This window comes from Ramlibacter cellulosilyticus, assembly GCF_014297465.1.
In the GTDB taxonomy this organism is placed as follows: Bacteria; Pseudomonadota; Gammaproteobacteria; order Burkholderiales; family Burkholderiaceae_C; genus Ramlibacter; species Ramlibacter cellulosilyticus.
The window spans coordinates 633519-660483 of record NZ_JACORT010000001.1 but is presented as its reverse complement, the minus strand read 5'-3'; the positions used below and the strand labels follow the sequence as shown (position 1 = coordinate 660483).

Annotated in this window: 28 protein-coding genes and 1 tRNA gene; 14 read left to right on the top strand and 15 right to left on the bottom strand. The window is 69.2% G+C overall.

Annotated features, from left to right (window positions below; translation table 11 throughout):
- Positions 1–30: 30 nt before the first annotated feature.
- The gene (locus H8N03_RS03275; RefSeq protein WP_187074677.1) at positions 31–768 is read right to left on the bottom strand and encodes a LytR/AlgR family response regulator transcription factor; all 738 of its coding nucleotides are present in this window, start codon (positions 766–768) and stop codon (positions 31–33) included.
- 25 nt (positions 769–793) lie between these two features.
- A complete protein-coding gene (locus H8N03_RS03270) occupies positions 794–1831 on the bottom strand; it encodes a sensor histidine kinase (protein ID WP_187074676.1) in 1038 nt (345 codons plus the stop codon).
- A 105-nt stretch (positions 1832–1936) separates the two neighbouring features.
- Between H8N03_RS03270 and argH the strand changes: the two genes are divergently transcribed.
- Positions 1937–3331 carry an argininosuccinate lyase gene (argH, locus tag H8N03_RS03265; protein ID WP_187074675.1) on the top strand — a complete coding sequence of 465 codons (1395 nt, stop codon included), beginning with the start codon at positions 1937–1939 and terminating at the stop codon, positions 3329–3331.
- A gap of 147 nt (positions 3332–3478) precedes the next feature.
- Here the strand turns inward: argH and H8N03_RS03260 are convergent, their stop codons facing one another.
- Positions 3479–4258 (bottom strand): oxygen-binding di-iron domain-containing protein, encoded by a 780-nt coding sequence (locus H8N03_RS03260; protein ID WP_187075204.1) that lies wholly within the window; start codon positions 4256–4258, stop codon positions 3479–3481.
- 212 nt (positions 4259–4470) lie between these two features.
- On the opposite strand from H8N03_RS03260, the gene H8N03_RS03255 reads away from it, so the two are divergent.
- Positions 4471–5619, top strand: coding sequence for an alpha-hydroxy acid oxidase (locus tag H8N03_RS03255; RefSeq protein WP_187074674.1), 1149 nt, complete (start codon positions 4471–4473; stop codon positions 5617–5619).
- Here the strand turns inward: H8N03_RS03255 and H8N03_RS03250 are convergent.
- Positions 5613–6593 carry a BLUF domain-containing protein gene (locus tag H8N03_RS03250; protein ID WP_187074673.1) on the bottom strand — a complete coding sequence of 327 codons (981 nt, stop codon included), beginning with the start codon at positions 6591–6593 and terminating at the stop codon, positions 5613–5615. The two genes, H8N03_RS03255 and H8N03_RS03250, sit on opposite strands and share 7 nt — an antisense overlap.
- A gap of 113 nt (positions 6594–6706) precedes the next feature.
- On the opposite strand from H8N03_RS03250, the gene dinB reads away from it, so the two are divergent.
- Positions 6707–7909, top strand: coding sequence for a DNA polymerase IV (gene dinB, locus H8N03_RS03245; protein ID WP_187075203.1), 1203 nt, complete (start codon positions 6707–6709; stop codon positions 7907–7909).
- A gap of 60 nt (positions 7910–7969) precedes the next feature.
- On the top strand, positions 7970–8236 hold the full coding sequence (locus H8N03_RS03240) for a hypothetical protein (protein WP_187074672.1): 267 nt from the start codon (positions 7970–7972) through the stop codon (positions 8234–8236).
- A gap of 3 nt (positions 8237–8239) precedes the next feature.
- Here the strand turns inward: H8N03_RS03240 and queF are convergent, their stop codons facing one another.
- Genes queF through H8N03_RS03215 form a run of 5 tightly spaced genes read right to left on the bottom strand, consistent with a single transcriptional unit; the run spans position 8240 to position 11895 of the window.
- Positions 8240–9085 (bottom strand): NADPH-dependent 7-cyano-7-deazaguanine reductase QueF, encoded by an 846-nt coding sequence (queF, locus tag H8N03_RS03235; RefSeq protein ID WP_187074671.1) that lies wholly within the window; start codon positions 9083–9085, stop codon positions 8240–8242.
- Positions 9082–9975: an alpha/beta fold hydrolase gene (locus tag H8N03_RS03230; RefSeq protein WP_187074670.1), complete on the bottom strand. Its 894-nt coding sequence runs from the start codon at positions 9973–9975 to the stop codon at positions 9082–9084. Before H8N03_RS03230 ends, queF begins: the two co-directional genes overlap by 4 nt.
- Complete coding sequence (locus H8N03_RS03225) at positions 9972–10835, bottom strand: 2OG-Fe(II) oxygenase (RefSeq protein ID WP_187074669.1); 864 nt, start codon at positions 10833–10835, stop codon at positions 9972–9974. Before H8N03_RS03225 ends, H8N03_RS03230 begins: the two co-directional genes overlap by 4 nt.
- Positions 10832–11608 (bottom strand): peroxide stress protein YaaA, encoded by a 777-nt coding sequence (gene yaaA / locus H8N03_RS03220; protein ID WP_187074668.1) that lies wholly within the window; start codon positions 11606–11608, stop codon positions 10832–10834. The genes H8N03_RS03225 and yaaA overlap by 4 nt, the downstream gene beginning before the upstream one ends.
- A gap of 8 nt (positions 11609–11616) precedes the next feature.
- The gene (locus H8N03_RS03215) at positions 11617–11895 is read right to left on the bottom strand and encodes a hypothetical protein (protein ID WP_187074667.1); all 279 of its coding nucleotides are present in this window, start codon (positions 11893–11895) and stop codon (positions 11617–11619) included.
- Between the two features lie 79 nt (positions 11896–11974).
- Here H8N03_RS03215 and hemA point away from each other — a divergent pair, with 79 nt between their 5' ends.
- The 5 genes from hemA (at position 11975) to H8N03_RS03190 (ending at position 16848) form a co-directional block, all read left to right on the top strand.
- Entirely contained in the window at positions 11975–13246 is a 1272-nt protein-coding gene (gene hemA, locus H8N03_RS03210; protein ID WP_187074666.1) for a glutamyl-tRNA reductase, read from the top strand.
- A gap of 126 nt (positions 13247–13372) precedes the next feature.
- Positions 13373–14470, top strand: coding sequence for a peptide chain release factor 1 (gene prfA / locus H8N03_RS03205; protein ID WP_187074665.1), 1098 nt, complete (start codon positions 13373–13375; stop codon positions 14468–14470).
- Positions 14467–15291: a peptide chain release factor N(5)-glutamine methyltransferase gene (prmC, locus tag H8N03_RS03200; protein ID WP_187074664.1), complete on the top strand. Its 825-nt coding sequence runs from the start codon at positions 14467–14469 to the stop codon at positions 15289–15291. Before prfA ends, prmC begins: the two co-directional genes overlap by 4 nt.
- Before the next feature lie 44 nt (positions 15292–15335).
- Positions 15336–15665 carry a Grx4 family monothiol glutaredoxin gene (grxD, locus tag H8N03_RS03195; RefSeq protein ID WP_187074663.1) on the top strand — a complete coding sequence of 110 codons (330 nt, stop codon included), beginning with the start codon at positions 15336–15338 and terminating at the stop codon, positions 15663–15665.
- Between the two features lie 187 nt (positions 15666–15852).
- Complete coding sequence (locus tag H8N03_RS03190; RefSeq protein ID WP_187074662.1) at positions 15853–16848, top strand: AAA family ATPase; 996 nt, start codon at positions 15853–15855, stop codon at positions 16846–16848.
- A gap of 153 nt (positions 16849–17001) precedes the next feature.
- Here the strand turns inward: H8N03_RS03190 and H8N03_RS03185 are convergent, their stop codons facing one another.
- Together H8N03_RS03185 and H8N03_RS03180 are read right to left on the bottom strand one after the other, a co-directional pair.
- Positions 17002–17679 carry a lytic transglycosylase domain-containing protein gene (locus H8N03_RS03185; protein ID WP_187074661.1) on the bottom strand — a complete coding sequence of 226 codons (678 nt, stop codon included), beginning with the start codon at positions 17677–17679 and terminating at the stop codon, positions 17002–17004.
- The gene (locus tag H8N03_RS03180; RefSeq protein ID WP_187074660.1) at positions 17676–19421 is read right to left on the bottom strand and encodes a proline--tRNA ligase; all 1746 of its coding nucleotides are present in this window, start codon (positions 19419–19421) and stop codon (positions 17676–17678) included. The genes H8N03_RS03185 and H8N03_RS03180 overlap by 4 nt, the downstream gene beginning before the upstream one ends.
- 94 nt (positions 19422–19515) lie before the next feature.
- Here H8N03_RS03180 and H8N03_RS03175 point away from each other — a divergent pair, with 94 nt between their 5' ends.
- Entirely contained in the window at positions 19516–20172 is a 657-nt protein-coding gene (locus H8N03_RS03175; RefSeq protein WP_187075202.1) for an RNA pyrophosphohydrolase, read from the top strand.
- Positions 20162–20713, top strand: coding sequence for a CNP1-like family protein (locus H8N03_RS03170; RefSeq protein ID WP_187074659.1), 552 nt, complete (start codon positions 20162–20164; stop codon positions 20711–20713). Before H8N03_RS03175 ends, H8N03_RS03170 begins: the two co-directional genes overlap by 11 nt.
- 55 nt (positions 20714–20768) lie before the next feature.
- Here the strand turns inward: H8N03_RS03170 and proB are convergent, their stop codons facing one another.
- From proB to rplU, 4 genes are all read right to left on the bottom strand, one after another.
- On the bottom strand, positions 20769–21908 hold the full coding sequence (gene proB / locus H8N03_RS03165) for a glutamate 5-kinase (RefSeq protein WP_187074658.1): 1140 nt from the start codon (positions 21906–21908) through the stop codon (positions 20769–20771).
- Complete coding sequence (gene cgtA / locus H8N03_RS03160; RefSeq protein ID WP_187074657.1) at positions 21905–22981, bottom strand: Obg family GTPase CgtA; 1077 nt, start codon at positions 22979–22981, stop codon at positions 21905–21907. The genes proB and cgtA overlap by 4 nt, the downstream gene beginning before the upstream one ends.
- Before the next feature lie 67 nt (positions 22982–23048).
- Positions 23049–23309, bottom strand: a complete 261-nt coding sequence (gene rpmA / locus H8N03_RS03155) for a 50S ribosomal protein L27 (protein ID WP_187074656.1) — start codon at positions 23307–23309, stop codon at positions 23049–23051.
- Between the two features lie 12 nt (positions 23310–23321).
- Positions 23322–23633 (bottom strand): 50S ribosomal protein L21, encoded by a 312-nt coding sequence (gene rplU / locus H8N03_RS03150; protein ID WP_187074655.1) that lies wholly within the window; start codon positions 23631–23633, stop codon positions 23322–23324.
- Positions 23634–23837: 204 nt separating this feature from the next.
- Between rplU and H8N03_RS03145 the strand changes: the two genes are divergently transcribed.
- From H8N03_RS03145 to pilB, 3 genes are all read left to right on the top strand, one after another.
- Complete coding sequence (locus tag H8N03_RS03145; protein ID WP_187075201.1) at positions 23838–24767, top strand: polyprenyl synthetase family protein; 930 nt, start codon at positions 23838–23840, stop codon at positions 24765–24767.
- Between the two features lie 31 nt (positions 24768–24798).
- Positions 24799–24875, top strand: a tRNA-Pro gene (locus H8N03_RS03140).
- A 343-nt stretch (positions 24876–25218) separates the two neighbouring features.
- Entirely contained in the window at positions 25219–26952 is a 1734-nt protein-coding gene (pilB, locus tag H8N03_RS03135; RefSeq protein ID WP_187074654.1) for a type IV-A pilus assembly ATPase PilB, read from the top strand.
- Positions 26953–26965 lie beyond the last annotated feature (13 nt).

The following is a 26965-nucleotide window of genomic DNA, read 5'->3' as shown; positions in this document are numbered from 1 at the left end:
CTCCGGCGAGTCCCCGTTTCCTCGCACCACTCAGCTTGCGAGCGCCTCCCGCACCGCGCTCAGCTGCCGGCGCGACACGGACAGGGATTCTTCGACCCCGTTCAGGCGTACCGCCCAGCCTTCGCCCTCCTCCGCATCGAAGTGCTTCTCGAGGGCGCGGACCGCGCGGCGGGACACCAGCGCGTTGCGGTGCACGCGCAGGAACTGCCCGCCGTGGCGCTCCTCGAGGTCGCTGAGGGAACCGTCGAGGATATAGCTTCTGGCCGCGGTGCGGACCGTGATGTACTTCAGTTCGGCCTTGAAGTACAGGACCTCGTTGACCGGCACCCGCTCGGTGCGGCCCCGGTCCTGGATCACCAGCACCTCCTGCTCCGCCTCGGCGCCGCCGGAGCGGGCCTGGCGGGCCTTCTCCACCCGGGCGAGGGCCTGCTCCAGGCGCTCCAGCCGCACGGGCTTGGTCAGGTAGTCCACGGCCTCCAGCTCGAAGGCGGTGACCGCGTGCTCCGCATAGGCCGTCACGAAGACCACCGCGGGTGGCTCCGGCAGCGTGCGCAGCACCTGCGCGAGCGCGAGGCCGTCGGCACCGGGCATGTGGATGTCCAGCAACACGCCGTCGAACGCCTGGCGGCGCAGGTGCTCCATCGCCTGCGCCGCGTTGGCGGCCTCCCCCGCGACTTCCGCGGCCGGCGCCTTGCAGTCCGCCAGCAGCGTGCGCAGGCGCGAGCGCGCCAGCGGCTCGTCATCGACCAACAGCATCTTCAGGCCCATGGTTCCCCTCCAAGTCTTCCTCTCGCTACGCAGGCACTTCCATGCGCACCTGGTAGCGTCCGTCGATCAGCGCCGTCTGGAATTGCGCCTGCACGTCGTGCAGCAGCCTCAGGCGGTCGCGTACATTGTCGAGCGCCACGCCGTGCCCGGGCTTCCCCTGGCCGGCGGGCACCGTGTTCGTCACCTTGATCACCACCACGCTGCCCCTCTTCTGGGTGGTGACCTTCACGTCCGCTCCGGTCGGACTCGGCTCGACGCCGTGCTTGACCGCATTCTCCACCAAGGGCTGCAGGAACAAGGCCGGCACCCTGGCCTTGCCCGCGTCGGGGTCGATGGACCACTGCACCCGCAGCCGCTCGCCGAAACGCACCTGCTCGATGTCCAGGTAGTGGCGCGCCACCTGCACCTCCTCCGCCAGGGTCGCCGCGTCCGCCTTGGCGACGAGCACGTGGCGGAACAGCTCGCTCAGGTCCTCCAGCAGGTGCTCGGCCCGCGCCGGCTCCTCCCGCACGAGGGCAATGGCGCTGTTCAGGCTGTTGAACAGGAAATGGGGCCGGATGCGCGCCTGCAGCTCCGCGAGGCGGGCGGCCGTCTCCGCCGGCATGCGGCCCTTGTCCCGCAGGACGAGCGCCGTGACCACCACGCCCGCCAGCAAGGCGCCGGCCAGGCCGCCACCGAGCCAGGGCGGCGAGCCGAGCATCCCCACCACGGACAGCAGGGCGCAGGCGGTGAGCCCGGCGATCGCGCCGAGCGCCATGCAGAAGGCCTGCTGGCCCGCGGACGGCAGGCGCGCCAGCAGCCTCTCGCTGGCGCAGGTGAGCAACAGCCAGCCGGCCGTGACGGGCACGGCGGCGCCGCTGGTGACGGCGAAGCGCTGCAGCCATTCCGTGACGCTGCCGCTGCCGAAGACCGCGGCCACCGCCAGCACGCCCTCCACGAACAGGACGACGCGCAGCACGACGCCCGTCTGGCACACGTCGAAAGCCATCCGCGGGCGCGGCTTCGCCGTCGCCTCGGGACGGGACAGTTCCTGGAACGCGGATAATAGTTGTGAGTCGTCCATCAGAGTCAGTGCGCGCTCACGCGCGCCCCGCCGGGCCCCCTTCCTGCCCGCATTATTGGTGAAGCGACCGCCCTGCCCATCCCCCAGCGCATCCGTGCACCTCCTATGAGCCAACTCGATCACAAGTCCGAGGCCTGGTCCGCCCTTTTCAGCGAACCCATGAGCGATCTCGTCAAACGCTACACCGCCAGCGTGTTCTTCGACAAGAGGCTGTGGCAGGCCGACATCGCCGGCTCCCTGGCGCACGCCGCGATGTTGCAAAAACAGGGTGTCATTTCCGCAACGGACCTGGCCGACATCCGCCGCGGGATGAACCAGATCCGCCAGGAAATCGGCTCCGGTGCCTTCGAGTGGAAGCTGGACCTGGAGGACGTGCACCTGAACATCGAGGCCCGCCTGACCCAATTGGTGGGCGACGCGGGCAAGCGCCTGCACACCGGCCGCAGCCGCAACGACCAGGTCGCCACCGACGTGCGCCTGTGGCTGCGGGGCGAGATCGACGTCATCGCCGACCTGCTGCAGGAGCTGCAGAAGGCGCTCCTGGGCCTGGCGGAAGCGAACGTGGACGTCGTGCTCCCCGGCTTCACGCACCTGCAGGTGGCGCAGCCCGTGAGCTTCGGCCACCACATGCTGGCCTACGTGGAAATGTTCGCGCGCGACCACGAGCGCATGCTGGACGTGCGCAAGCGGGTCAACCGGCTGCCGCTCGGCTCCGCCGCCCTGGCCGGCACGACGTACCCGCTGGACCGCGAGTTCGTGGCGAAGGAGCTGGGCATGGAAGGCGTCTGCCAGAACTCGCTGGACGCCGTCAGCGACCGCGACTTCGCCATCGAGTTCACCGCCGCCGCTTCGCTGGTGATGGTGCACGTGAGCCGCATGTCCGAGGAGCTGATCCTGTGGATGTCGCAGAACTTCGGCTTCATCCGCATCGCCGACCGCTTCACCACCGGTTCGTCGATCATGCCGCAGAAGAAGAACCCCGACGTCCCCGAGCTCGCCCGCGGCAAGACGGGCCGCGTGGTGGGCCACCTGATGGCGCTCATCACGCTGATGAAGGGCCAGCCCCTGGCCTACAACAAGGACAACCAGGAAGACAAGGAGCCGCTGTTCGACACCGTCGACACGCTCAAGGACACGCTGCGCATCTTCGCGGAGATGGCGGGCGGCATCACCGTGGTGCCGCAGGCGATGGAGCAGGCGGCGCTGAAGGGCTACGCCACCGCCACGGACCTCGCCGACTACCTGGTGAAGAAGGGCCTGCCCTTCCGCGACGCCCACGAAACCGTGGCGCACGCGGTGAAGGCGGCGCAGTCGCACAACTGCGACCTGTCGGAGCTGCCGCTGGCGGTGCTGAAGCAGTTCAACGCATCGATCGAGAAGGACGTCTACGACCACCTCTCGCTGCGCGGATCGCTGAACGCCCGCAACACGCTGGGCGGGACGGCGCCGGCGCAGGTGAAGGCGCAGGTGGAGCGGCACCGCCAGCGCCTGGGGGCGTAGCGCCGCCCTCCGTCGGCCCGTAGGCTGGGTTGCGCGAAGCGCACCCCAGCGTGCGCAGACGGCGGGAAGCTGGGGTGCCCTGCGGGCAACCCAGCCTACGGGCCCCGGGGCAAGCCATCCGACGGCCCCGCGCGCACCACTTCCCTGCTACGCCACCCGCAGCGCCGCCGTCACCCGGTTCGACTGCGGATCGATGCGCGCCGTCGGCACCTGGTAGTTGCGTTCGTCGAAGAGGTCCACGCCGCAGCGCAGGTTCTCGATCCAGTCGTAGAACTCCGCGATCGCCTGCTTGCCGACGATGGGAGCGCCGTGCTGCGGCACGAGCATCTTCACGTCGAGGCCGCGGGCCATCTGCGTCCACAGGCGCAGGATCTTGTTGCTCACCATGTAGCGGCGGTGGAAGCCTTCCATGCGCGCCACGTGCGGCCGCAGGTCCTTCACCGGCGTGCGCGCCTCCTCGCCCGTCATCATCGACACGCCCAGGTCGCCCGTGAAGAGGATCTTGCTCACGGGGTCGTAGAAGTGGAAGTTGCCCTCCGCGTGCATGAAGTGCGCGGGCAGCAGCCACAGCTCGCTCTTGCCCAGGGGCAGCTTGCCGCCTGCGTCCGGCACGCCGATGACGCGGTCCTCGGTCTTGCCGGCCTTGGTGAAGTGCGGCGCGAATCGCTCCCAGATGCGCGAGATCACCAGCTTCGCCCGGGTGGAGGTCATCCAGCGGTCCAGCGAGGCGATGATGTCCGGGTCCGCATGCGAGGCCACCACGTAGCTGAGGTTCTGCGCCGGGAACCAGCGCGTGAGCGCCATGAACAGTTCGTTGAACGCGATGTTGCCGCCCGGGTCGATGATGGCGCCGACGCCGTGGTCGACGACCAGGAACTGGTTGGACTGCACCGCCTGGCCGTCCTCGTCCATGAGGTCGGTGAACATCAGGCAGGCATGGTGCTCGTTGCGGAAAAGCTCGATCGGGGACAAACAGCGCTCCAGTGTTGGGACGCCGAACTGTAGAAGCCGGGCCGGCCCGTCCGGTTGATCGGGGTCAACCGCCTCGCGTGAACTTCACCGAGGCCGCGGCGAAAAAACTTCAGCGCGCCGGCCGCGGGGAGCCGTTACCATCCTCGGCGCAGAAGGAGGAGACCGTCTTGCCCGTCATCACCAACATCGAGGACCTGCGCGTGCTCGCGAAGAAGCGCGTGCCCCGGATGTTCTACGACTACGCCGACTCGGGGTCCTGGACCGAGAGCACGTACCGCGCCAACGAAGCCGACTTCGAGCGCATCCTGCTGCGCCAGCGCGTGGCGGTGAACATGGAAGGCCGCAGCCTGCGCACGACGATGGTCGGCCAGGACGTGGCGATGCCCGTCGCGATCGCGCCCACCGGCCTGACCGGCATGCAGCATGCGGACGGCGAGATCCTCGCCGCGCGCGCGGCCAAGGCCATGGGCATCCCGTTCACCCTGTCCACCATGAGCATCTGCTCGATCGAGGACGTCGCCGAAGGCACGGGCCGGCATCCCTTCTGGTTCCAGCTGTACGTGATGCGCGACCGCGGCTTCATCGAGAGCCTGATCGACCGCGCGAAGGCCGCCAACTGCTCCGCGCTGGTGCTGACGCTCGACCTGCAGATCCTCGGCCAGCGGCACAAGGACCTGAAGAACGGCCTCTCGGCGCCCCCGAAGCCGACGTTCGCCAACCTCGTGAACCTCGCGACCAAGCCCCGCTGGTGCCTCGGCATGCTGGGCACCAGGCGCCGCCAGTTCGGCAACATCGTCGGCCACGTGAAGGGCGTCGAGAACATGGGCTCGCTGTCGGAGTGGACGGCCAAGCAGTTCGACCCGCGCCTGTCCTGGAACGACGTCGCGTGGATCAAGAGCCGCTGGGGCGGCAAGCTGATCCTCAAGGGCGTGCAGGACGTCGAGGACGCGCGGCTCGCCGCGGAATCCGGCGCCGACGCCGTGATCGTGTCCAACCATGGCGGCCGCCAGCTCGATGGCGCGCCCTCCTCCATCTCGGCCCTGCCCGACATCGTCGAGGCGGTGGGCGACCGCATCGAGGTGCACATGGACGGCGGCGTGCGCTCCGGCCAGCACGTGCTCAAGGCGGTGGCCCTGGGCGCGCGCGGCGTCTACATCGGCCGCGCGATGCTCTATGGCCTGGGCGCCATGGGGCAGGAAGGCGTGGAGCGGGCGCTGGAGATCATCCGCAACGAGCTGGACCTCTCCATGGCCTTCTGCGGCCGCACGGACATCCGCGACGTGGACCGCAGCATCCTGCTGCCCGGGAGCTACTGAACGCGTTCGCCTGCGAGCAGGGGCTGCAGCTCCTGCCAGCAGCCGGCCGGATGCGTGACGTCCGCCTCGGCCGACGCGTAGTCCAGGCCGAAGCGCTGCGCCAGCGCCGCGGGTTCGGCATGCCTTTGCGCCGTGCGAGCGATCCCGAGCAGCGCCGGCGGATCCTCCAGCGGGCGCAGCGCCGAGAGCACGCGCACCATCAGCTGCGCGTTCGCGTCGGCGTCCTCCGCCAGCAGCAGCACCACGTGCGAGTAGTCCGGCAGGAAGGCCCGCGTGAGCGGCAGGTGCAGCCCGTGCCGCGCCATGGCGATCACGCGCAGCAGCCGGCCGTCCTGCAGCAGGTCGATGTAGTCGGTGCCGACGTCCTGCCCGTGGCCGCCGGCGAAGCGTCGCCGCACGACGTCCGCACCGTGGCGGCGCGCGAGCCACTCCACGAGGGCGAACGCATCGCTGCCCTGCGCCGAGCACACGAGCACGCGCTGGAAGGCGTCCGCCTCCTGCTGCAGCAGCGAGCCGGGATGGCGCAGCGGCGTCGAAAGGCGCCGCCAGATCGCCGGCGGCGTGAAGACTTCGCCGGCGTCCACTTCGCGTTTCAGCGCCAGCACGCGCCGCTCCATGTCGAACGGCGTCTCCCCGCTCTGCACGATCGCCATGGACCACGGCCCGCACAGCAGCCGTGGCCCGCGGCTGCGGTGCACCGTGCGCAGGTCGCGGTGCCGCGGGTCCGTGGCCACGCGGTCCATGATGCGCAGCACGGCGTCCGCGGGGCCTTCCTTCCATTGCACGAACCAGCCGGCCTGGTACAGCAGCGCCGTCGCGACGCCCGCCGGCTCGTTGTGTCTCAGCGCGCTCGCGCGGATGCTTTCCATCTGCGCGTAGATGCCGCCGCGCGCCTCGGCGCGGCTTGCGTAGACGACGCGCGCGACCACCGTCCCGGCGCCCGCGGCGCCGTCTTCTTCTTCCCAACGATCCATGCGGCGATCATCCCCCGCGCAGCGGCGGGCCGCCTTGTCGCAAGTCAACCGCACCGGCCGCGCCACTGCACAATCGCGCAGTGACCCGCCTGCGCCGCATCGCCCACCTCGACATGGACGCCTTCTTCGCGTCCGTGGAGCTGCTGCGCTATCCGCAGCTCAAGGGCCTGCCGGTCGTGATCGGCGGCGGGCGCCGGCGCGTCGACGACATGATCCGCGAGCGCTACGCCGACCGGCCGCTCGCGCAGATCCCCCCGGACGCCTTTCCGCTGCTGAAGGACTACGTCGGCCGCGGCGTGATCACCACCGCGACCTACCCCGCGCGCCAGTTCGGTGTCGGCTCCGCGATGGGGATGATGAAGGCGGCCAAGCTCTGTCCGCAGGCCATCGTGCTGCCGGTGGACTTCGACGAGGTGCGCCGCTTCTCGCGCACCTTCAAGTCCGTGATCCGGGAGATCGCGCCGCTGGTGGAGGACCGCGGCATCGACGAGGTCTACATCGACTTCACGGACGTCCCCGGCGGACAGCGCGAAGGCGGGCGCGTGCTCGCGCGCCTGATCCAGAAATCCATCTTCGAGGCGACCGGCCTCACCTGCTCGATCGGCGTCGCGCCGAACAAGCTGATCGCCAAGATGGCGAGCGAGTTCGAGAAACCGAACGGCATCTCGGTCGTCCACGAGCAGGACGTGCAGACGCGCATCTGGCCGCTGCCGGTGCGCAAGATCAACGGCATCGGCCCGAAGTCCGAGGCCAAGCTGCACCGCCTGCACCTGCACACCATCGGCGACATCGCCGCCCAGACGCCCGAGTGGCTGGTCGACAACTTCGGGCAGTCCTACGGCCGCTGGATGCACGACGCCGCCTGGGGCCGCGACGACCGGCCGGTGGTGACCGAAAGCGAACCGGTGTCCATGAGCCGCGAGACCACCTTCGAGCGCGATCTGCACGCCGTGCGCGACCGCGCGGAGCTGGGCGCGATCTTCACCGACCTGTGCACGCGCGTCGCGGGCGACCTGCGGCGCAAGGGCTACGTGGGCCGCACCATCGGCATCAAGCTTCGTTACGAGGATTTCCGCACGGCAACACGCGACGTCACGCTGGAGGAGTACACGGACGAAGCGGCCACCATCCGCCGTGCCGCGGGCCAGTGCCTGAAACGGGTGGACCTGGGCCCGCGCCTGCGCCTGCTCGGCGTTCGCGTCGGCAAGCTGGCCAGGGCGGACGCCATTCCCGCGCAGCCTGAAGCCGCGCCCGCCGCGGCGGAGCCCACGCCGGACTTGTTTCACGGCCTCGGCTCCGCAAGCGGCACCGGCTGACACGCGAGTACGCCCAACGTCCCATGGACAGGTCCTTACGCGGAACTTACATTGAACCGCATGGACCTCGACGCCCTGCAACGCATCAAACGCTGGCACGTCGCCCACCAGCGCGAACACCCGATCGAATGCAACGCCTGGGACGCGATGCTCACGGTGTGGCTGGCGGGCTGGGTGGGCTGGATTCCCGCTTTCGTGTTCGGTGCGCTGTGGATCGCGCCCGTCCTCGCCCTGGCCATGTCCGCGCCCAAGCTCTATGTGCTGTGGCGCAAGCGGGCGCACCGCGAGAAGCGCCTGCGCTGCGACTGGCTGCTGGCCGTGAACTGAGGCTTACTGCCGCGCGTTCCGCACGTTGGCCGGCAGCGCCATCGGGTGGCTGGTGCGCAGCGGGTTGATGTCCAGCCCGCCGCGGCGCGTGTAGCGGGCGTACACCGCCAGGCGCGACGGCTTGCAGCGGCGCCACACGTCCATGAAGATGCGCTCCACGCACTGCTCGTGGAATTCGTCGTGGTTGCGGAAGCTCACGAGGTAGCGCAGCAGCCCGCCCTGGTCGATCTGCGGCCCGGTGTAGCGGATCTGGATGCTTCCCCAGTCGGGCTGCCCCGTCACCAGGCAATTGCTCTTCAGCAGGTTGCTGGTCAGCACTTCTTCCACCGGCTGCTCGTCCACCGCGGAGGTGAGCAGCTCGGGTGCGGGCGTGTAGTGCGTGCACTCGATGTCGAGGCGGTCGAGGCTCAGGCCGTCGAGCTCCTGCACCTGCTGCGCATCGAACATGTCCGGAAGGACCAGCCGCACGCCGATGGACGCAGGCGCAGGCGCCCCGCGCCACACCGCCTCGCCGATGTCCTTGCGCAGCCGTTCCCGCACTTCGTCCGCGCTGGCGAACGCCGTGCCGTTGAAGCTGCCCAGGTAGAGCTTCAGCGACTTGCTCTCGACGATGTTGGGCGTCTCGCAAGGGATGGTGATGTGCGCCAGCGCCACCTGCGGCTTGCCGCGCGGGTTCAGCCAGCTGACTTCGTAGGCGGTCCACAGGTCCGCGCCGAAGAAGGGCGGCGCGCCGGCGATGCCGATTTCCTCGCGCTTGGGCGCGCGCGCGATGGGGTACAGCAGGGCCGCGTCGTACTGGTCGGGGTACGCGACGGGCTTGCCCAGCTGCGACTGCTCGGGGGAATTCATCGCTGCGAGCCTACCGCCAGATGCGGCAGCAGGGGTTCGAGCAGGCGCTCGACCCCACCTGGCGGCAGGTCATGGCCGAGCCCGGGCACCGTCACCAGCTGCGCGCCGGGAATGCGCCGCGCGGTGTCCTCGCCGCACGCGAGCGGCACGAGCGGGTCGTCGGCGCCGTGCAGCACCAGCGTCGGCACGCGCAGCGACCGCAGTTCCTGCGCCCGCGAGGTGTCCGCGACGATGGCCGCCATCTGCCGGGCGCTGCCCGCGGGCCGGTAGCCGCCGCGCCGCATCGATTCGCGGATGCGCTTGCGCAATTCGTCGGGCGGGATCGGGTAGCCGGGGCTGCCGATCGCCTGGAACAGCCGCACGTAGTGCGCGAGCACCGCAGGCTCGCTGTGGTCCTTCGGCCGCGACATCAGCACCTGCAGCACCTGCGGCCGCGGCCCGGGCAGGTGGCGCGCGCCGCTGGAACTCATGATGCTGGTGAGGCTGAGGACGCGCTCCGGCGCCGCCAGCGCCATGCGCTGCGCGATCATGCCGCCCATGCTGGCCCCCACGACGTGCGCTTCGCGCACGCCCAGGGCGTCCAGCACGCCGAACGCGTCCGCCGCCATGTCGGCGACGCTGTACGGCGCACGCACCGGCAGGCCGAACCGCACCTTCATGCCCTCCCACAGCAGGTTGGGCACGGCCAGGTGGTCCAGGCGCGCGGACAGGCCGATGTCGCGGTTGTCGAAGCGGATCACGCGGTGGCCGGCGCGCACCAGCGTCTCGACGAAGGAAGCGGGCCAGGCCGTGAGCTGCATGCCCAGCCCCATGACCAGGAGCACGGGCGGGGCGCCGTGCGGCCCCGTGTCCTCGACCTCGATCGCGAGGCCGTTCGCCTGGACCTTCATTCGAAGCGGCGCTCGCGCAGCCACTTGGTGGCGATCCACTTCTCGCCGGCCAGCACCGGCGCGCCGCCATGCAGCGTGCGCGTGGACGGATGCGCGCGCTCGTAGCTGAAGAACACGGCGTTGCCGCGCTTGGGCGCGACTTCCAGGTGCACGTCGGGGAACACCGTGCCGCCGCCCTTCTCCGGCTCGGCGAGGTACATGACGATGGTGCCCACGCGCTGGCCGCCGCGGCGCAGGATGGTGGGCGTGCCCGGCTCGTTGGGATCGAAGTAGTCGTAGTGCGGCTTGTATTCCGCGCCCGGGACATAGTGCAGGATCTGCAGGCCCTCGCCGTTCTCCTCGGGCCAGTTCACGAGCCGGGCGATGCGCTGCTCGATGCGGCGCACCAGCTCGTTCTCGCCGCGCTGGAAGAACATGCCGTTGCTGGTCCGGTCGGCGTTGACCTCCTCGCCGCCCGTCTTGGTGGCGACCGTCAGCGAGCGCGCCAGCCGCGGCTTGGCGAGCTCGATCAGCTGGTCGCATTCCTCCGCGGACAGCAGGTCGCCGAACACCACGACGCGCGGATGGGCCATCGCCTGCAGCACGGCCACGCGGCGGTCGCCGGCGTCCAGGTACAAGGGCGACTCCTCCAGCTTCGGCTCGGGCACCGGCACCGATGCGGGCAGCCCCTGGCCCACCGCCTGCTGCTCCAGGTGGCCGCGCAAGGTGCTTTCCATGGCCTCGACCGCCACGTCCTCGTTCCAGCCGGAAGCCAGCATGGCCTTGAGCACCGATTCGGCGCCGTGGCCGGCCTGGGCCTGTTCCACGATCCACTTGCGCAGCTCGGGGGTGACCTGCTGCTGCGTCTGCGTCATGCTCATGCTGCGGTCCTTCGCCGGAACACCAGCCGGTCGGGTTCCGACGCGGCCGGGTCGAAGGCATAGCCTTCGAGGTTGAAATTCTCGAGCTTGCGCGGGGTCTCCACGCGGTGCGTGATCGCGTAGCGTGCCATCAGGCCGCGCGCCTTCTTGGCGGAGAAGCTGATGATCTTCCAGCCGCCCGGGCGCCATTCCTCGAACACGCACTCGACGACGCGGGCCTTCAGCGCCTTGCGGTCGACGGCCCTGAAATATTCCTGCGACGCGAGGTTGATCACCACGGGCGTCTTGTCGGCGGCCAGGATGCCGTTCAGGTGCTCCGCGATGCGGCTGCCCCAGTACTGGTAGAGGTTGGCCGCGGCGTCCACCTTCAGCGAGGTCCCCATCTCCAGCCGGTAGGGCTGCATCCAGTCCAGCGGGCGCAGCACGCCGTAGAGGCCGCTCAGGATGCGCAGGTGCTGCTGCGCCCACTCCAGTTCCCGGGCGCCGAGCTGGCGCGCCTGCAGGCCGTCGTACACGTCGCCGTCGAAGGCCAGCACCGCCTGCCGGGCGTTGCGGGCCGTGAACTTGGGCGACCAGGCCTGGTAGCGGGCGACGTTCAGCGCCGCCAGCGGGTCGCTGATGGACATCAGGCTGGCGACTTCGGCCGGGGACTTGCGGCGCAGCACCTCGATCAGGCGGGCGGCGTCGCCGGCGAAGTCCGGCAGCGTGTGCGCGACCTCCGGGAGGGGCGAGGTGTAATCCAGCGTCTTGGCCGGGGACAGGAGGAAGAGCATGGGTCTTTCTAGGAGCGCCAGGCCCTGCCGCTGAGCCACTGCACGGTGGCGACAGCCAGCACCAGGGCCGCGTACGTAGCCATCTTGCCATCCCGGCCGAAGTACCAGAGGCCGGCGGCCAGCACCAGGGCCCCGGCCAGCGTGTTCAGGGCCACGGCCATCCACCAGGACTGCGGGCGGGCGGCGGGAGGCAGCACAATGCGGGCAGCGCCGGCGACGAGCACGGCGACGACGACCGCGGGGGCTAGGAATCCGGCAAGGTGCCTCAGGAGTTCGAAAAAGGACACGCGGTTCGGTTGATCTGGGACAAGTGGGAATCGATCCGGGCTAAGTGCTTGATCTGGATCGAATTTTATAATTCGGCGCATGGCAGTCTGGGCATTGGGGATCAACCACAACACGGCACCGCTCGATTTGCGGGGCCGGTTCGCGTTCGCCCTCGACCAGATCGCGCCCACGCTGCACGGCTTGCGCGACAGCGTCGGGGCCCGGCTGGGCCGCCAGCCCGAGGCCGCCATCCTCTCCACCTGCAACCGCACCGAGATCTATTGCGCGGGCGCGCAGCACGAGATCGACACCACCGTGGAGTGGCTGGCGCATTCCGGCGGCGTGAACGCGGGCCTGCTGCGCAGCCACGCCTACACGCTGCAGGACGCCGGCGTGGCCCGCCATGCCTTCCGGGTGGCGAGCGGGCTCGATTCCATGGTGCTGGGCGAGGCCCAGATCCTGGGCCAGCTGAAGGACGCCGTGCGCGTCGCCGACGAAGCGGGCGCCCTGGGCACCACGCTCAACCAGCTGTTCCAGCGCTCCTTCGCCGTCGCCAAGGAAGTCCGCACCTCCACCGAGATCGGCGCCCATTCCATCAGCATGTCCGCCGCCGCCGTGCGCCTGGCCGGCCAGCTGTTCGAGGACCTGTCGAAGGTCCGCGTGCTGTTCGTCGGGGCCGGCGAGATGATCGAGCTGGCGGCGACGCACTTCGCGGCGAAGAGCCCGAAGTCCATCGCCATCGCCAACCGCACCCTGGAGCGTGGCGAGAAGCTCGCCACCCGCTTCGGCGGCGAGGTGATGCGCCTGGCGGACCTGCCGGCGCGGCTGCACGAATTCGACATCGTGGTGAGCTCCACCGCGAGCCAGTTGCCCATCATCGGCCTCGGCGCCGTGGAGCGCGCCCTGAAGGCGCGCAAGCACCGCCCGATGTTCATGGTGGACCTGGCCGTGCCGCGCGACATCGAGCCGGAGGTCAAGGCGCTGGAAGACGTGTACCTGTACACCGTCGACGACCTCGCGCACGTGGTGCAGACCGGCCACGCCAACCGCCAGGCCGCGGTCGCGCAGGCCGAGGCGATCATCGACGCCGGCGTGCAGAGCTTCGTGCACTGGATGGACCAGCGCGGCGCCGTGCCCCTGATCCAGCAGCTCAACTCGCAGGCGGACGAATGGCGCGCCGCCGAACTGGCGCGCGCCCGCAAGCTGCTCGCCCGCGGCGAGGACGTCGACGCCGTGCTGGAGGCCCTCTCGCGCGGCCTCACCCAGAAGATGCTGCACGGCGCCATGGCCGAACTGCGCACCGGCGACGCCGAGGCGCGCCAGCGCGCGCAGCAGGCGATCGAGCATTTCTTCCTGCGCAAGGAGCGTTAGCGGCGCGGTGAACGCCCCCATGTCATGCCGGGCTTGACCCGGCATCCATGGTCCCTCCGAACCCGCATGGATTGCCCCGGGTCAAGCCCGGGGCAGGCTCTCCCAGCCCGCAATGACATCCTCCGCATGAAACCCTTCCTCCGCCAGCAACTCGAGCGCTTCCCCGTCCGCCTGCAGGAGCTGGACTTCTTCCTCTCGCAGCCCGAGGTCGTGAACGACATGGAGCGCTTCCGCGAGCTCACGCGCGAGCACGCGGAGGTGACCGAGGTGAACGGCGTCTACCAGCGTTTCCTGCAGCGCGAACGCGATTTCGCCGAGGCGCGGCAGATGCTGGACGACCCCGACATGGCCGACATGGCGAAGGAGGAACTCGCCGGGCTGGAGCAGGAACTGCCGGCCCTCGAGAACGAGCTGCAGGCCCTGCTGCTGCCGCGCGACCCCGACGACGTGCGCAACGTCTTCCTGGAAATCCGCGCCGGCACCGGCGGCGACGAATCCGCGCTCTTCGCGGGCGACCTGCTGCGCATGTACACGCGCTATGCCGAGCGCCAGGGATGGAAGACGGAGATCGTGAGCGAGAGCGAAGGCGAGGTCGGCGGCTTCAAGGAAGTGGTGGTCCGCATGGTCGGCGACGGCGCCTACGGCAAGCTGAAGTTCGAATCGGGCGGCCACCGCGTGCAGCGCGTGCCGGCCACCGAGAGCCAGGGGCGCATCCACACCAGCGCGTGCACCGTCGCGGCGCTGCCCGAGCCCGACGAGGCCGCGGCCGTGCAGATCAACCCGGCCGACCTGCGCATCGACACCTTTCGCGCCTCCGGCGCGGGCGGCCAGCACGTGAACAAGACCGACTCCGCCGTGCGCATCACGCACCTGCCCACGGGCATCGTGGCCGAGTGCCAGGACGACCGCTCGCAGCACCGCAACAAGGCCAAGGCCCTGCAGGTGCTGGCGGCGCGCATCCAGGAAAAGGAACGCGCGGAACGCGCAGCGAAGGAAGCGGCGACGCGCAAGGGCCTGATCGGCAGCGGCGACCGCTCCGACCGCATCCGCACCTACAACTTCCCGCAGGGCCGGGTGACCGACCACCGCATCAACCTGACGCTCTACAAGCTGGGCGCCGTGATGGAAGGCGAACTCGACGAAGTGGTCGCCGCCCTGCTGCTGGCGCGCCGCGCCGAGCAGCTGGAGGAACTCGAGGTGGGGATGGGGGCCGCGCGGGCGTGACGATCGCGGACGCACTGGCCGCCGCGGCGGCGCTGGGGCTGGACCGCCTCGATGCGCAGCTGCTGCTGCTGCACGTGCTGGACCGCGGCGCCGGCGAGCGCGGCTGGCTGCTCGCGCACGACACCGATCCGCTTCCTGCCGGCCGCATGGAGGCTTTCCAGGCGCTCGCGCAGCGGCGGGCGGCGGGGGAACCGGTCGCCTACCTCACGGGGGAAAAGGAGTTCTACGGCCTGCCGCTGCGGGTGGACGCGCGCGTGCTCGTGCCGCGGCCCGACACCGAGACGCTCGTCGAGTGGGCGCTGGAGGTGCTGCGCGACCGGGAGGCACCGCGCGTGGTCGACCTCGGCACCGGCAGCGGTGCCATCGCGCTCGCGATTGCGTCGGCCCGTCGCGACGCGCGGGTGGAGGCGGTGGACCGCAGCGCCGGTGCGCTGGAGGTTGCTGCCGCCAATGCGGCCCGGCTCGGCCTCGCCGTGCAATTGCGCCAGGCCCGCTGGCTCGAAGGCGCCGGGCAGTACGACCTGGTCGTGAGCAACCCGCCTTACATCGCCGATGCCGACCCGCACCTGCCCGCCTTGCGCCACGAGCCGCGCGAGGCGCTCGCCGCCGGCACCGACGGCCTGGACGACCTGCGCGCCATCGTCGCCGCCGCGCCGCGCCACCTGGCGCCGGGAGGATGGCTGCTGCTGGAACACGGCTGGGACCAGGCCGGCGCCGTGCGCGAACTGCTCGCGGCTGCCGGTTTCGCGCAAGTGCAGAGCCGCCAGGACCTGTCCGGGATCGCCCGCTGTTCCGGCGGGCGCCGGCTTGAACTGGGATAATCCGCCATCAACTCAGCGCAGACCCTGCACAGGAGAGGTTCCCCATGAGCGACGCCCAGCAACGCATCGACGACCTGGTCAAGAACAGCGACGTCCTGCTCTTCATGAAGGGCAATGCGTCCTTCCCCATGTGCGGCTTCTCCGGCCGCGCCGTCCAGATCCTGAAGGCCTGCGGCGTGGACCCGAAGCAGCTGAAGACCGTGAACGTGCTGGAGGACGACGAGATCCGCCAGGGCATCAAGGAATACAGCAACTGGCCCACCATCCCGCAGTTGTACGTGCGCGGCGAATTCATCGGCGGCTCGGACATCATGATGGAGATGTACCAGAGCGGCGAACTGCAGCAGGTGCTGGGCACCCCGGCGCAGTCCTGAGCGGTCTCCCGCGGACCCGCATCGCGCGGGTCCGCGACTAGCACTCCCCCTCCCCGGCTGCCAGCAGCCACTTCTCCCGCTCCCACTGTCGACTGCAGCTGACAAGGTCGTGCGAAAGCTCGTCCACGGCTTGCCCTCGTGGCACGGCCTATGCTGGAATCCAGAACAGTCGTTGAAGGAGTTGGGTATGCAATCGCGTAGCCTCGTCCCGCACAGCCCCGGCCTGCAGTTGCCGATCGCCAACCTGCGCAACGTCTTCCGTCCGCACGACGTCGAGCGCAAGCTGGCCAAGCTGCCCGCGCGCGACCACGAAAGCCTGCGAGCCACCTACGAACGCATGCTCGAGCGCGGCCCGGAACGCTTCCAGGTCAAGCCGAGCGGCATCCCCGAGATGGCCTCGCTCTACGAGCAGCTCCCCAATTTCGCGGACGCGCTCGACGACGTGAAGCGCCACGTCGCCCTCTCGCAGGACGCCGGCGACGGCATCGAGATCACCCCCATGCTGCTGCTCGGCCCGCCCGGCATCGGCAAGACGCACTTCGCGCGCCAGCTCGCCGACCTGCTCGGCACCGGCATGAGCCTGGTGCCCATGAGCTCGATGACCGCGGGCTGGCTGCTGTCCGGCGCCTCGTCCCAGTGGAAGGGCGCCAAGCCGGGCAAGGTGTTCGAAGCGATCGTGGACGGCCAGTACGCCAACCCGGTCATCGTCGTCGACGAGATCGACAAGGCCAGCGCCGATGCGCAGTACGACCCGCTGGGTTCGCTCTACGGCCTGCTGGAGCACGACACGGCCGGCGCCTTCATGGACGAATTCGCCGAAGTCGCGATCGACGCGAGCCAGGTGATCTGGATCATGACGGCCAACGACGAGCGCTGCATCCCGGAGCCGATCCTGAACCGCATGAACGTGTTCGAGATCGACGCTCCCTCGCACGAACAGGCCCGCGCCATCGCGCGCAACCTGTACCGCTCCATCCGCGGCGACCACGGCTGGGGCGCTCGCTTCGAGGACGAGCCCGGGGACGACGTGCTCGATTGCCTGGCGGAACTCGCCCCGCGCGAGATGCGGCGGGCGCTGATGACCGGATTCGGCAATGCGCGGCTCGCGCATCGCGAGGCGATCCTGCCGGAGGACCTGCCGAAGTGCGGCGGGAGCAAGACGAAGCTGGGGTTCCTGCAGTGAGGGGGTGAGTGGGTGAATGCTGGGGTGCGCTGCGCGCAACCCAGCCTACCAACCGCGGCGCACGACGGGTCGCATGAACGGGCGGCGGGCCGGGTTACGCGAAGCGCACCGTAGGCTGGGTTGCGCGAAGCGCACCCCAGCGATCGACCAGTCCTACCCCCCCGGCGCCCGCATCGGCGCCGCCCCCGGCTGCACCTCCGGCGCCGGCGCCCCGTCCTTCCATTCCCAGACCTTCGCCGCCCCGAACACCGCGTTCGGGTACTGCGGCTTCCCGCGGCTGCCGTTGTAGCGGCCCAGGGCCATGTACAGGTTGCCGTTCTCGCGATCGAGGTAGTGGCGCAGGATCACGCAGCCGAAGCGCAGGTTCGTCTGCATGTGGAACAGGCTGGAGGGATCGCCGTTGCCGATCAGCCGCGTCCAGAACGGCATCACCTGCATGTAGCCGCGCGCGCCCACCGGGCTCACCGCGAACTTGCGGAAGGCGCTCTCGACCTGGATCAGCCCCAGCACCAGGCCGGGGTCCAGCCCCGCCCGCTTGGTCTCGTACCAGACGGTCTGCAGGAATTCCTTGCGCTCCAGCCACTCGGTCTTGCGCCGCTGCAGCCGGTGGCTCATGGCGCCGAGCCAGCGCAGGTAGCGCAGGCGCTGGTCGATGTCGCTGAAGTCGGGGACCGGCGGCGCGCTGTTCGCGATCGCGGAGCTGAGCGCCGTGCGGACCGAATCCGCCAGCGGCTCCTCGAGCTGCGCGCCCGCGCGCGCGAGCGGCAGGCCCGCAACCCAGAGACCGGCGCCGGCGAGCGCCGGGGCGAGACAGCCGCGCCGCGTGATCACGCCGCGAGCCGCCCCTTGACGAAGGCGGCGATCTCGCCCGCGGCGACCTTGGTCGCGGCCGCATCGCGGCGGTGCTGGTATTCCAGCTGGCCTTCCTTGAGGCCGCGGTCGGAGATCACCACGCGGTGCGGCACGCCGATCAGCTCCCAGTCCGCGAACATGGCGCCGGGACGCTCGCCGCGGTCGTCCAGCAGCACGTCCACGCCGGCCGCGGCGAGCTCGTCGTGCAGCTTCTCGGCGGCGGCCTTCACGTCCGCGCTGCGGTCCATGCCGATCGGGCACACCACCACCGTGAACGGCGCGATCGCGTCCGGCCAGATGATCCCGCGCTCGTCGTGGTTCTGCTCGATGGCGGCGGCGGGCAGGCGCGTGATGCCGATGCCGTAGCAGCCCATCTCGAAGACCTTCGGCTTGCCGTCCTCGTCGAGGAAGGTGGCGTCCATCGCCTTCGAGTACTTGGTCCCGAGGTAGAAGATGTGCCCGACCTCGATGCCGCGCTCGATCGCGAGCTTGCCCTGGCCGTCCGGCGACAGGTCGCCTTCGACCACGTTGCGCAGGTCGGCGACCGCGTCCGGCTCCGGCAGGTCGCGGCCCCAGTTGATGCCGACCGTGTGGAAGTCCTCTTCGTTGGCGCCGGCGATCCAGTCGGCCATGAGCGCGACCTCGCGGTCGGCCACGATCTTCACCGGCTGCTTCAGGCCGATCGGGCCCAGGTAGCCGGGCTTCGCGCCGAAATGGGCCTCGATCTCCGCGACCGTCGCGAAGCGGAAGCCGTTGTCCAGGCCGGGCACCTTGCCGACCTTGATCTCGTTCATGTCGTGGTCGCCGCGCAGCAGCAGCAGCCACACCTGCGAGCCGGTGACGTTGCCCTGCGCATCCAGCTTGTCGGTGGCGAGCACCAGCGACTTCACCGTCGTCGCGAGCGGCACCTTCAGCAGCTCGGCGACCTGTTCGCAGGTGCTCTTGCCGGGCGTGGGCACCTTCTCCATCGCGCGGCCGGGCGCGGGGCGCGCATGCGTGGGCGCCAGCGCTTCGGCCTTCTCCATGTTGGCGGCGTACTGGCTGTCCGGGCAGTAGACGATCGCGTCCTCCCCGGTGGCGGCGATCACCTGGAACTCCTCGGAGAGGTCACCGCCGATCGCGCCGCTGTCCGCCGCGACGGCGCGATAGCGCAGGCCGAAGCGGTCGAAGATGCGCCGGTAGGCCTGCGCCATGGTCTCGTAGCTGCGTTTGGCCGCGGCCTGGTCGCGGTCGAAGCTGTACGCGTCCTTCATGATGAACTCGCGGCCGCGCATCAGGCCGAAGCGCGGACGGCGCTCGTCGCGGAACTTGGTCTGCACCTGGTACAGGTTCTTGGGCAGCTGCTTGTAGCTGCGCAGCTCCTGGCGGGCGATGTCGGTGACGACCTCCTCGCTGGTGGGCTGCACGACGAAGTCGCGGTCGTGCCGGTCCTTGATGCGCAGCAGCTCGGGGCCCATCTTGTCGAAGCGGCCGGTCTCCTGCCAGAGTTCCGCCGGCTGCACGACGGGCATCGTGCACTCCACGGCACCGGCGCGGTTCATCTCCTCGCGCACGATCGCCTCCACCTTGCGGATCACGCGCAGGCCCATGGGCATGTACGTGTAGATGCCCGCGCCCAGCTTCTTGATCATGCCGGCGCGCATCATCAGCTTGTGGCTGGCGACTTCCGCGTCGGCGGGGGCTTCCTTGAGGGTGGAAATCAGGAACTGGGAGGCTCTCATCAAAATGGACCGGGGGGTGGTGACTGCTGAGCCCTTCCAGCGCGCAGGGGCGCCGTGCATAATGAACTCAGTTCAAAGATTTTGGGGTGTGATTATGCTGGACCGGGACGGCTTCAGGCCCAACGTCGGCATTATCCTGCTCAACCAGAAAAACCAGGTGTTCTGGGGCAAGCGCATCCGGACACACAGCTGGCAGTTTCCTCAGGGCGGCATCGACCGCGGCGAGAGCCCCGAACAGGCGATGTTCCGGGAATTGCACGAGGAAATCGGGTTGATGCCGGAGCATGTGCGCATCGTCGGGCGCACGCGCGACTGGCTGCGCTACGAGGTTCCCGAGCGCTACATCCGGCGCGACGCCCGTGGCCACTACAAGGGCCAGAAGCAGATCTGGTTCCTGCTGCAGTTGATCGGGCAGGACCACAACCTGAATCTCCGCGCCACCAACCACCCCGAGTTCGACGCCTGGCGCTGGAACGACTACTGGGTGCCTCTCGACGTGGTGGTGGAGTTCAAGCGCGGGGTGTACGAGATGGCCTTGCGCGAGCTGGCCCGCTACCTTCCGCGCAACGACCACCGCAACCGGTATCTCCGCAGCGGCATGCGCACGCGCGAGGCCGAACACGGCCCGCACGAAGCGCACGGCGCGCCGCTGCCGGCGCCCGGCATGGAACTGCCGCCCGGCGCCACGTTCGAACCGAATCCGCAGGGACGGGCCGAGCCCGTCGCCATCAAGGGAAAGCATGCTTCGTAGATTCCTGGCGCTGGCCCTGGCCAGCGCCGTCGGCGCCGCGTCCGCGGCGGACCTGCTGGGCGCCCCGCCCGGCACCCCCGACAACAGCAACATCCCCTACGTGCCGGAGTGGCAGGAGCTCGAGGCGCCGCCGCCCCCGCCGCTGCGCACCAGCGGCCTGATCCCGATCGACGTGGCGGGCACCAGCCTGCGCTTCGGCGTGGACCCGGCTTCCATCACCATCGGCAAGGACGACGTGGTCCGCTACGTGGTCGTCGCCACCAGCAGTTCCGGTGCGGTGAACGGCTTCTACGAAGGCATCCACTGCGGCAAGGGCCAGGTGAAGGTCTACGCGCGCCACAACCCGGACTCGGGCTGGGTGGTCGCGAAGGACGCCGAGTGGCGGGACATCTTCCGCACCGCCAACCTGCGCTACAGCCTGGCCATCGCGCGCTCGGGCGCGTGCCAGGAGAACTCCCCGAACGTCTCGCCGGCGCAGATCGCGCTGGACCTCAAGGCGCCGGTGGACCGCCGCTGGCAGCGCGGCGGCGTCAACCGGTAGGCTGGCGGCGGCGGGCCGCCGGAAGGTGCGCGCAGCGCACCCCCAGCGTTCCCCTTCAGCGCGTCACGACGAGGTTCGTCCTGTGGATCATCTCGGGCTCTGCCACGTACCCGAGCAGCTTCTCGATCTCGGTCGACGGCTTGCGGCATAGCAGCCGCGCCTCGGCCGCGGCGTAGTTCGCCAGGCCGCGCGCGATCTCCTGGCCGGCGGGGTCGCGCACCGCGATCACCTCGCCGCGCGAGAAGTCGCCTTCGACGCCCGTCATGCCGATCGGCAGCAGGCTCTTGCCTTCGGTGCGCAGCTTGCCGGCCGCGCCCGCATCGACCGTCACCGCGCCGCGCAGCTGCAGGTGGTCGGCCATCCAGCGCTTGCGCGCCTGGTGCTTCTGCGTCGGCGCGACCAGCAGCGTGCCGATGATCTCGCCCTGCGCGAGGCGCAGCAGGCAGTCGGGCTCGCGGCCCCAGGCAATCACGGTCGACGCGCCGGAACCGGCCGCGCGCTTCGCGGCGAGCACCTTGGTGATCATGCCGCCCTTGCCGATGCTGGAGCCGGCGCCGCCGGCCATCTGCTCCAGCGCCGCGTCGCCGGCGTGCGCTTCCTGGATGAATTTCGCCGCGGGGTCCTTGCGCGGGTCCGCGCTGTACAGCCCCTTCTGGTCGGTGAGGATCACGAGCAGGTCGGCCTCGACCAGGTTCGCCACCAGCGCACCCAGCGTGTCGTTGTCGCCGAACTTGATCTCGTCGTTGACGACCGTGTCGTTCTCGTTGATGACGGGCAGCACGCGCAGCGACAGCAGCGTGAGCAGCGTCGAGCGCGCATTGAGGTAGCGCTCGCGGTCGGCGAGGTCGGCGTGCGTGAGCAGCACCTGGGCGGACGCCATGCCGTGCTCGCGCAGCTTGGTCTCGTACATCTGCGCGAGGCCCATCTGGCCGACGGCCGCCGCGGCCTGCAGCTTGTCCAGTTCGTGCGGCCGGGTGGTCCAGCCCAGGCGCTTCATGCCTTCGGCGATGGCGCCGCTGGAGACCATGATCACCTCGCGGCCCTGCGCCGCGAGCGCCGCCATCTGCCGGCTCCACTCGCCGATCGCGCGCTCGTCCAGCCCGCGGCCCTCGTTGGTGACCAGGCTGGAACCCACCTTCACGACGATGCGCCGCGCGTCCTTCAGCGCCGCCTGTCCGTTCTTCTGATCCGTCATGAGGACGTATTTTCGTCCTTCGCGAAACGCGGGTCGACCTCCACGTGCGGCTGCTCCGCGACCTGCTGCGCGTGCACGTGCTGCCAGATGCCCTTGATCAGCGGCTCGCAGCCCTCGCGCGTGAGGGCGGAGATCTCGTACACCGGCCCCTTCCACTTGAAGCGCTTGACGAAGTCCTTCACGCGCGCCGCGCGCTCCTCCACCGGCACCATGTCCAGCTTGTTCAGCACCAGCCAGCGCGGCTTCTCGTAGAGGGCCTTGTCGTACTTCTTCAGCTCCTCGACGATCGCCTTCGCCTGGGCGACGGGGTCCACGCCTTCGTCGAAGGGCGCGAGGTCCACGACGTGCAGCAGCAGTCGCGTGCGCTGCAGGTGCCGCAGGAACTGGTGGCCGAGGCCGGCGCCTTCCGCCGCGCCCTCGATCAGCCCCGGCACGTCGGCGACGACGAAGCTCTGTTCCGGGCCGACGCGCACGACGCCCAGGTTCGGGTGCAGGGTCGTGAAGGGATAGTCGGCGATCTTGGGCCGCGCGTTCGACACCGCGGCGATCAGCGTGGACTTGCCGGCGTTCGGCATCCCGAGCAGGCCCACGTCGGCCAGCACCTTGAGTTCGAGCTTGAGGCTCTTCTTCTCGCCCGGCCAGCCCGGCGTCTTCTGCCGCGGCGCGCGGTTGATCGAGCTCTTGAACCGCATGTTGCCGAAGCCGCCGTCGCCGCCCTTGGCGATCATGATCTTCTCGCCCGGCTTCAGCAGTTCGTACAGCACCTCGCCCGTCTCGGCGTCGGTGATGATGGTCCCCACCGGCATCTTCAGCGTGATGTCGTTGCCCATGGCGCCGAACATGTCGGAACCCATGCCGTGCTCGCCGCGCCCGGCCTCGTGCCGGCGCGAGAAGCGGTAGTCGACCAGCGTGTTGAGGTTCGGGTCCGCCACCGCCCACACGTGCCCGCCGCGGCCGCCGTCGCCGCCGTTGGGGCCGCCGAACTCCTTGTACTTCTCGTGGCGGAACGAGACGCAGCCGTTCCCGCCGTCGCCCGCGGCGATGTCGATGAATGCCTCGTCTACGAATTTCATGTTCGAACCTCAAAAACGAAAGAGCCCCGACAAGTCGGGGCTCTTCTTGTCGCGGGGCAAGGGTACCTTACGCCGCCGGGACCACGTTGACCGTGTGCTTGTTCAGCGAGCCCTTGACCTGGAACTGCACGTGGCCGTCCACCAGGGCGAACAGCGTGTGGTCCCGGCCCACGCCGACGTTCGTGCCGGGGTGGAACTTGGTGCCGCGCTGGCGCACGATGATGGAGCCGGCGCTGATGAGTTCGCCGCCGAAGGCCTTGACGCCCAGCATCTTCGGCTGGGAATCACGCCCGTTTCGCGTGGAGCCGCCGCCTTTTTTCTGTGCCATTTCGCTTTCTCCTTAGCCGGCGATCGAGCCGATCTCGAGCTCGGTGTAAGCCTGGCGGTGGCCCTGGTGCTTCTGGTAGTGCTTGCGGCGGCGCAGCTTGAAGATGCGCACCTTGTCGTGCTTGCCGTGCGAGACGACCTTCACCTTGACCGTGGCACCGGACACCAGGGGAGCGCCGATCTTCAGGTCGCTGCCGTTGCCGAGAGCGAGAACCTGGTCGATCGTGATTTCCTGGCCGATGTCCGCAGCAATCTGTTCTACCTTGATCTTGTCGCCGGAAGCAACGCGATACTGCTTGCCACCGGTTTTTATGACCGCGTACATGGTTGATGACCTCACAAATGAAAACTCCCCGGAAGAACTCCGGAGAGCCCGCGATTATGCCATGGTTGGCGGCCGCTCACAAGCGAGGGACGTGGTGAGCCCGGGCAGAGGCGGTGCCCTTCCTATAATCCTGCCCAACTCTGCGGATTCCCTGTCTTGACCGATTCCAGCGCCACGTCCGTCCTCGCCCTGATCGCGGACGACATGCGCGAGGTGGACGCCGTCATCGGACGCCGGCTGGACTCCGGCGTTCCCCTGGTCGGCGAAGTCTCGCGCTACATCATCTCCTCCGGCGGCAAGCGCCTGCGCCCCGCCCTCCTGCTGCTGATCTGCGGCGCCCTCGGCTACCGGGGAGCGCAGCGCTTCAACCTGGCCGCCGTGGTGGAGTTCATCCATACGGCGACGCTGCTGCACGACGACGTGGTGGACGAGTCCACCCTGCGCCGCGGCCGCCCCACGGCGAACGAGCACTTCGGCAACCCCGCCAGCGTGCTGGTGGGCGACTTCCTCTACTCGCGGGCCTTCCAGATGATGCTGGACGCGCACGACGTGCGGGTGATGGAGATCCTGGCCGACGCGACCAACGTGATCGCCGAGGGCGAGGTCATGCAGCTGATGAACATGCACGACCCGAACCTCGACGAGTCGGCGTACCTGCAGGTGATCCGCTCCAAGACCGCCAAGCTGTTCGAGGCGAGCGCCCGCCTGGGCGCCGTGCTCGCCGGCGTGCCGCGGCCGCTGGAGGACGCCTGCGCCGAATATGGCCAGGCGCTCGGCACCGCCTTCCAGGTGGTGGACGACGTGCTGGACTACGCGGGCGCGGCGGAGGAGATGGGCAAGAACCTCGGCGACGACCTGCGCGAAGGCAAGGTCACGCTGCCCCTGATCGCGGCGATGCGCCGCGGCAGCGCGCAGCAGCGCGACCTGATCCGCCGCGCGGTGGAGACGGGCGCGCTGGAAGAACTCGATCACGTGGTGGAAATCGTGCGCGCCACCGGTGCGCTCGAAGTGGCCCACGAGGCCGCTGCCGCGGAAGCAAAACGCGCGATGTCAGCTGCCGAACAGCTGCCGTCGAATGAGCATGCTCAGGCTTTGCTACAATTGGCGGCTTCGCTGCTCGCACGGCGCAACTGAGGACCCTCAGGCACGCGGGAGCAACGGAAATCGGGGTGTAGCTTAGCCTGGTAGAGCGCTACGTTCGGGACGTAGAGGCCGGAGGTTCGAATCCTCTCACCCCGACCAGGACACACACACGAAGACAGCACCGCAAGGTGCTGTTTTCGTTTTTGCGTCCCGGACAGCACCGCGGCAAGGTGCTGTTTTCGTTGGGGCCGGACGCATCCGCAACGGCACGCAAGAGCGCGCCGTTTTCGCTCTCGCCGCCCATCCCCGCAGGGCAACCGCTGAGGCGCGCCACGGGTAACAAGCACTTGCAAAACGGGTGCATCATCCGCTACCCGTGACTTCCTACCAACGCCGGTGCTTCTCAAAGAGCTTGCGCATTTACACCAACTCGGCTTTTCGGGATGATCGGAAACTGATTTCCCTCTGGCCGGACGCGTTTCCGGCCGCCTGAACGCACTCCATGGCCGCTGTCGATCCCTTCACCGAAGCCTCCGCCGTCGCCCTCCCCGGCCTCGGCCGCGCCCTCGTTTCCGCGGGCAAGCTGGGGCAGAAGGCCGCCGAGGACATCTACCGCAAGGCCCAGTCCAACCGCACGAGCTTCATCGCGGAGCTCACCGGCTCGGGCGCCGTGTCCCCGGCGGACCTGGCCCACACGATGTCCAGTGCCTTCGGCGCGCCCGTGCTGGACCTGGACGCGCTGGACACGAACCGGCTGCCGAAGGGCCTGCTGGACGGAAAGATCTGCCAGGACTTCCGCATCGTCGTCCTGTCCAAGCGCAACAACCGGCTGATCTGCGCCACGGCGGACCCGTCCGACCAGGCCGCCGCCGAGAAGATCAAGTTCGCCACGCAGATGGGCGTGGACTGGATCATCGCGGAGTACGACAAGCTGACCAAGATGGTGGAGACCATCGGCACCTCGACCACCGAGGCGATGGACAGCATCATCGGCGACGACTTCGAGTTCGACGAGTCCAGCATGGACGCGACGAACGCCGACGACGACCAGGGCGCCACCTCCGACGTCGACGACGCCCCCGTCGTCAAGTTCCTGCACAAGATGCTGCTCGACGCCATCGGCGCGCGCGCATCCGACCTGCACTTCGAGCCGTACGAGCACCAGTACCGCGTGCGCTTCCGCATCGACGGCGAGCTGCGCGAGATCGCCTCGCCCCCGATCGCGATCAAGGACAAGCTGGCTTCCCGCATCAAGGTGATCTCCCGCATGGACATCTCCGAGAAGCGCGTGCCGCAGGACGGCCGGATGAAGCTGAAGATCAGCGCCGACCGCGTGATCGACTTCCGGGTCTCGACGCTGCCCACGCTCTTCGGCGAGAAGATCGTGATCCGTATCCTGGATCCCAGCTCCGCCCGCCTCGGCATCGACGCGCTGGGTTACGAGCCGGAAGAGAAGGCGCGCCTGATGGAGGCGATCGGCCGCCCCTACGGCATGATCCTGGTGACCGGCCCGACCGGCTCCGGCAAGACGGTGTCGCTGTACACCTGCCTGAACCTGCTGAACAAGCCGGGCGTGAACATCTCCACCGCGGAAGACCCGGCGGAAATCAACATGCCGGGCATCAACCAGGTGAACGTGAACGACAAGGCGGGCCTCACCTTCGCGGCCGCGCTCAAGTCCTTCCTGCGCCAGGACCCGGACATCATCATGGTCGGCGAAATCCGCGACCTGGAAACCGCCGACATCGCCATCAAGGCCGCCCAGACCGGCCACCTGGTGATGTCCACGCTGCACACGAACGACGCGCCGACCACGCTGACCCGGATGCGCAACATGGGTATCGCGCCCTTCAACATCGCGTCGTCCGTCATCCTGATCACCGCGCAGCGCCTGGCGCGCCGCCTGTGCGCGCAGTGCAAGAAGCCGCTGGACATCCCGTACGAGAACCTGATCGAGGCGGGCTTCAAGGAAGAGGAAGTGGACGGCACCTGGACGCCCTACCAGCCGGTGGGCTGCTCCGCGTGCAACAACGGCTACAAGGGGCGGGTGGGCATCTACCAGGTGATGCCGATCAGCGAGGACATGCAGCGCATCATCCTCGCCGACGGCAGCGCCCTCGAGATCGCGGAGCAGGCGCGCAAGGAAGGCGTCCGCAGCCTGCGGGAATCGGGCTTGCACAAGGTGCGGCTGGGCTTGACCTCGCTGGAGGAAGTCCTCGCCGTGACCAACGAATAACACCGAGAAAAGC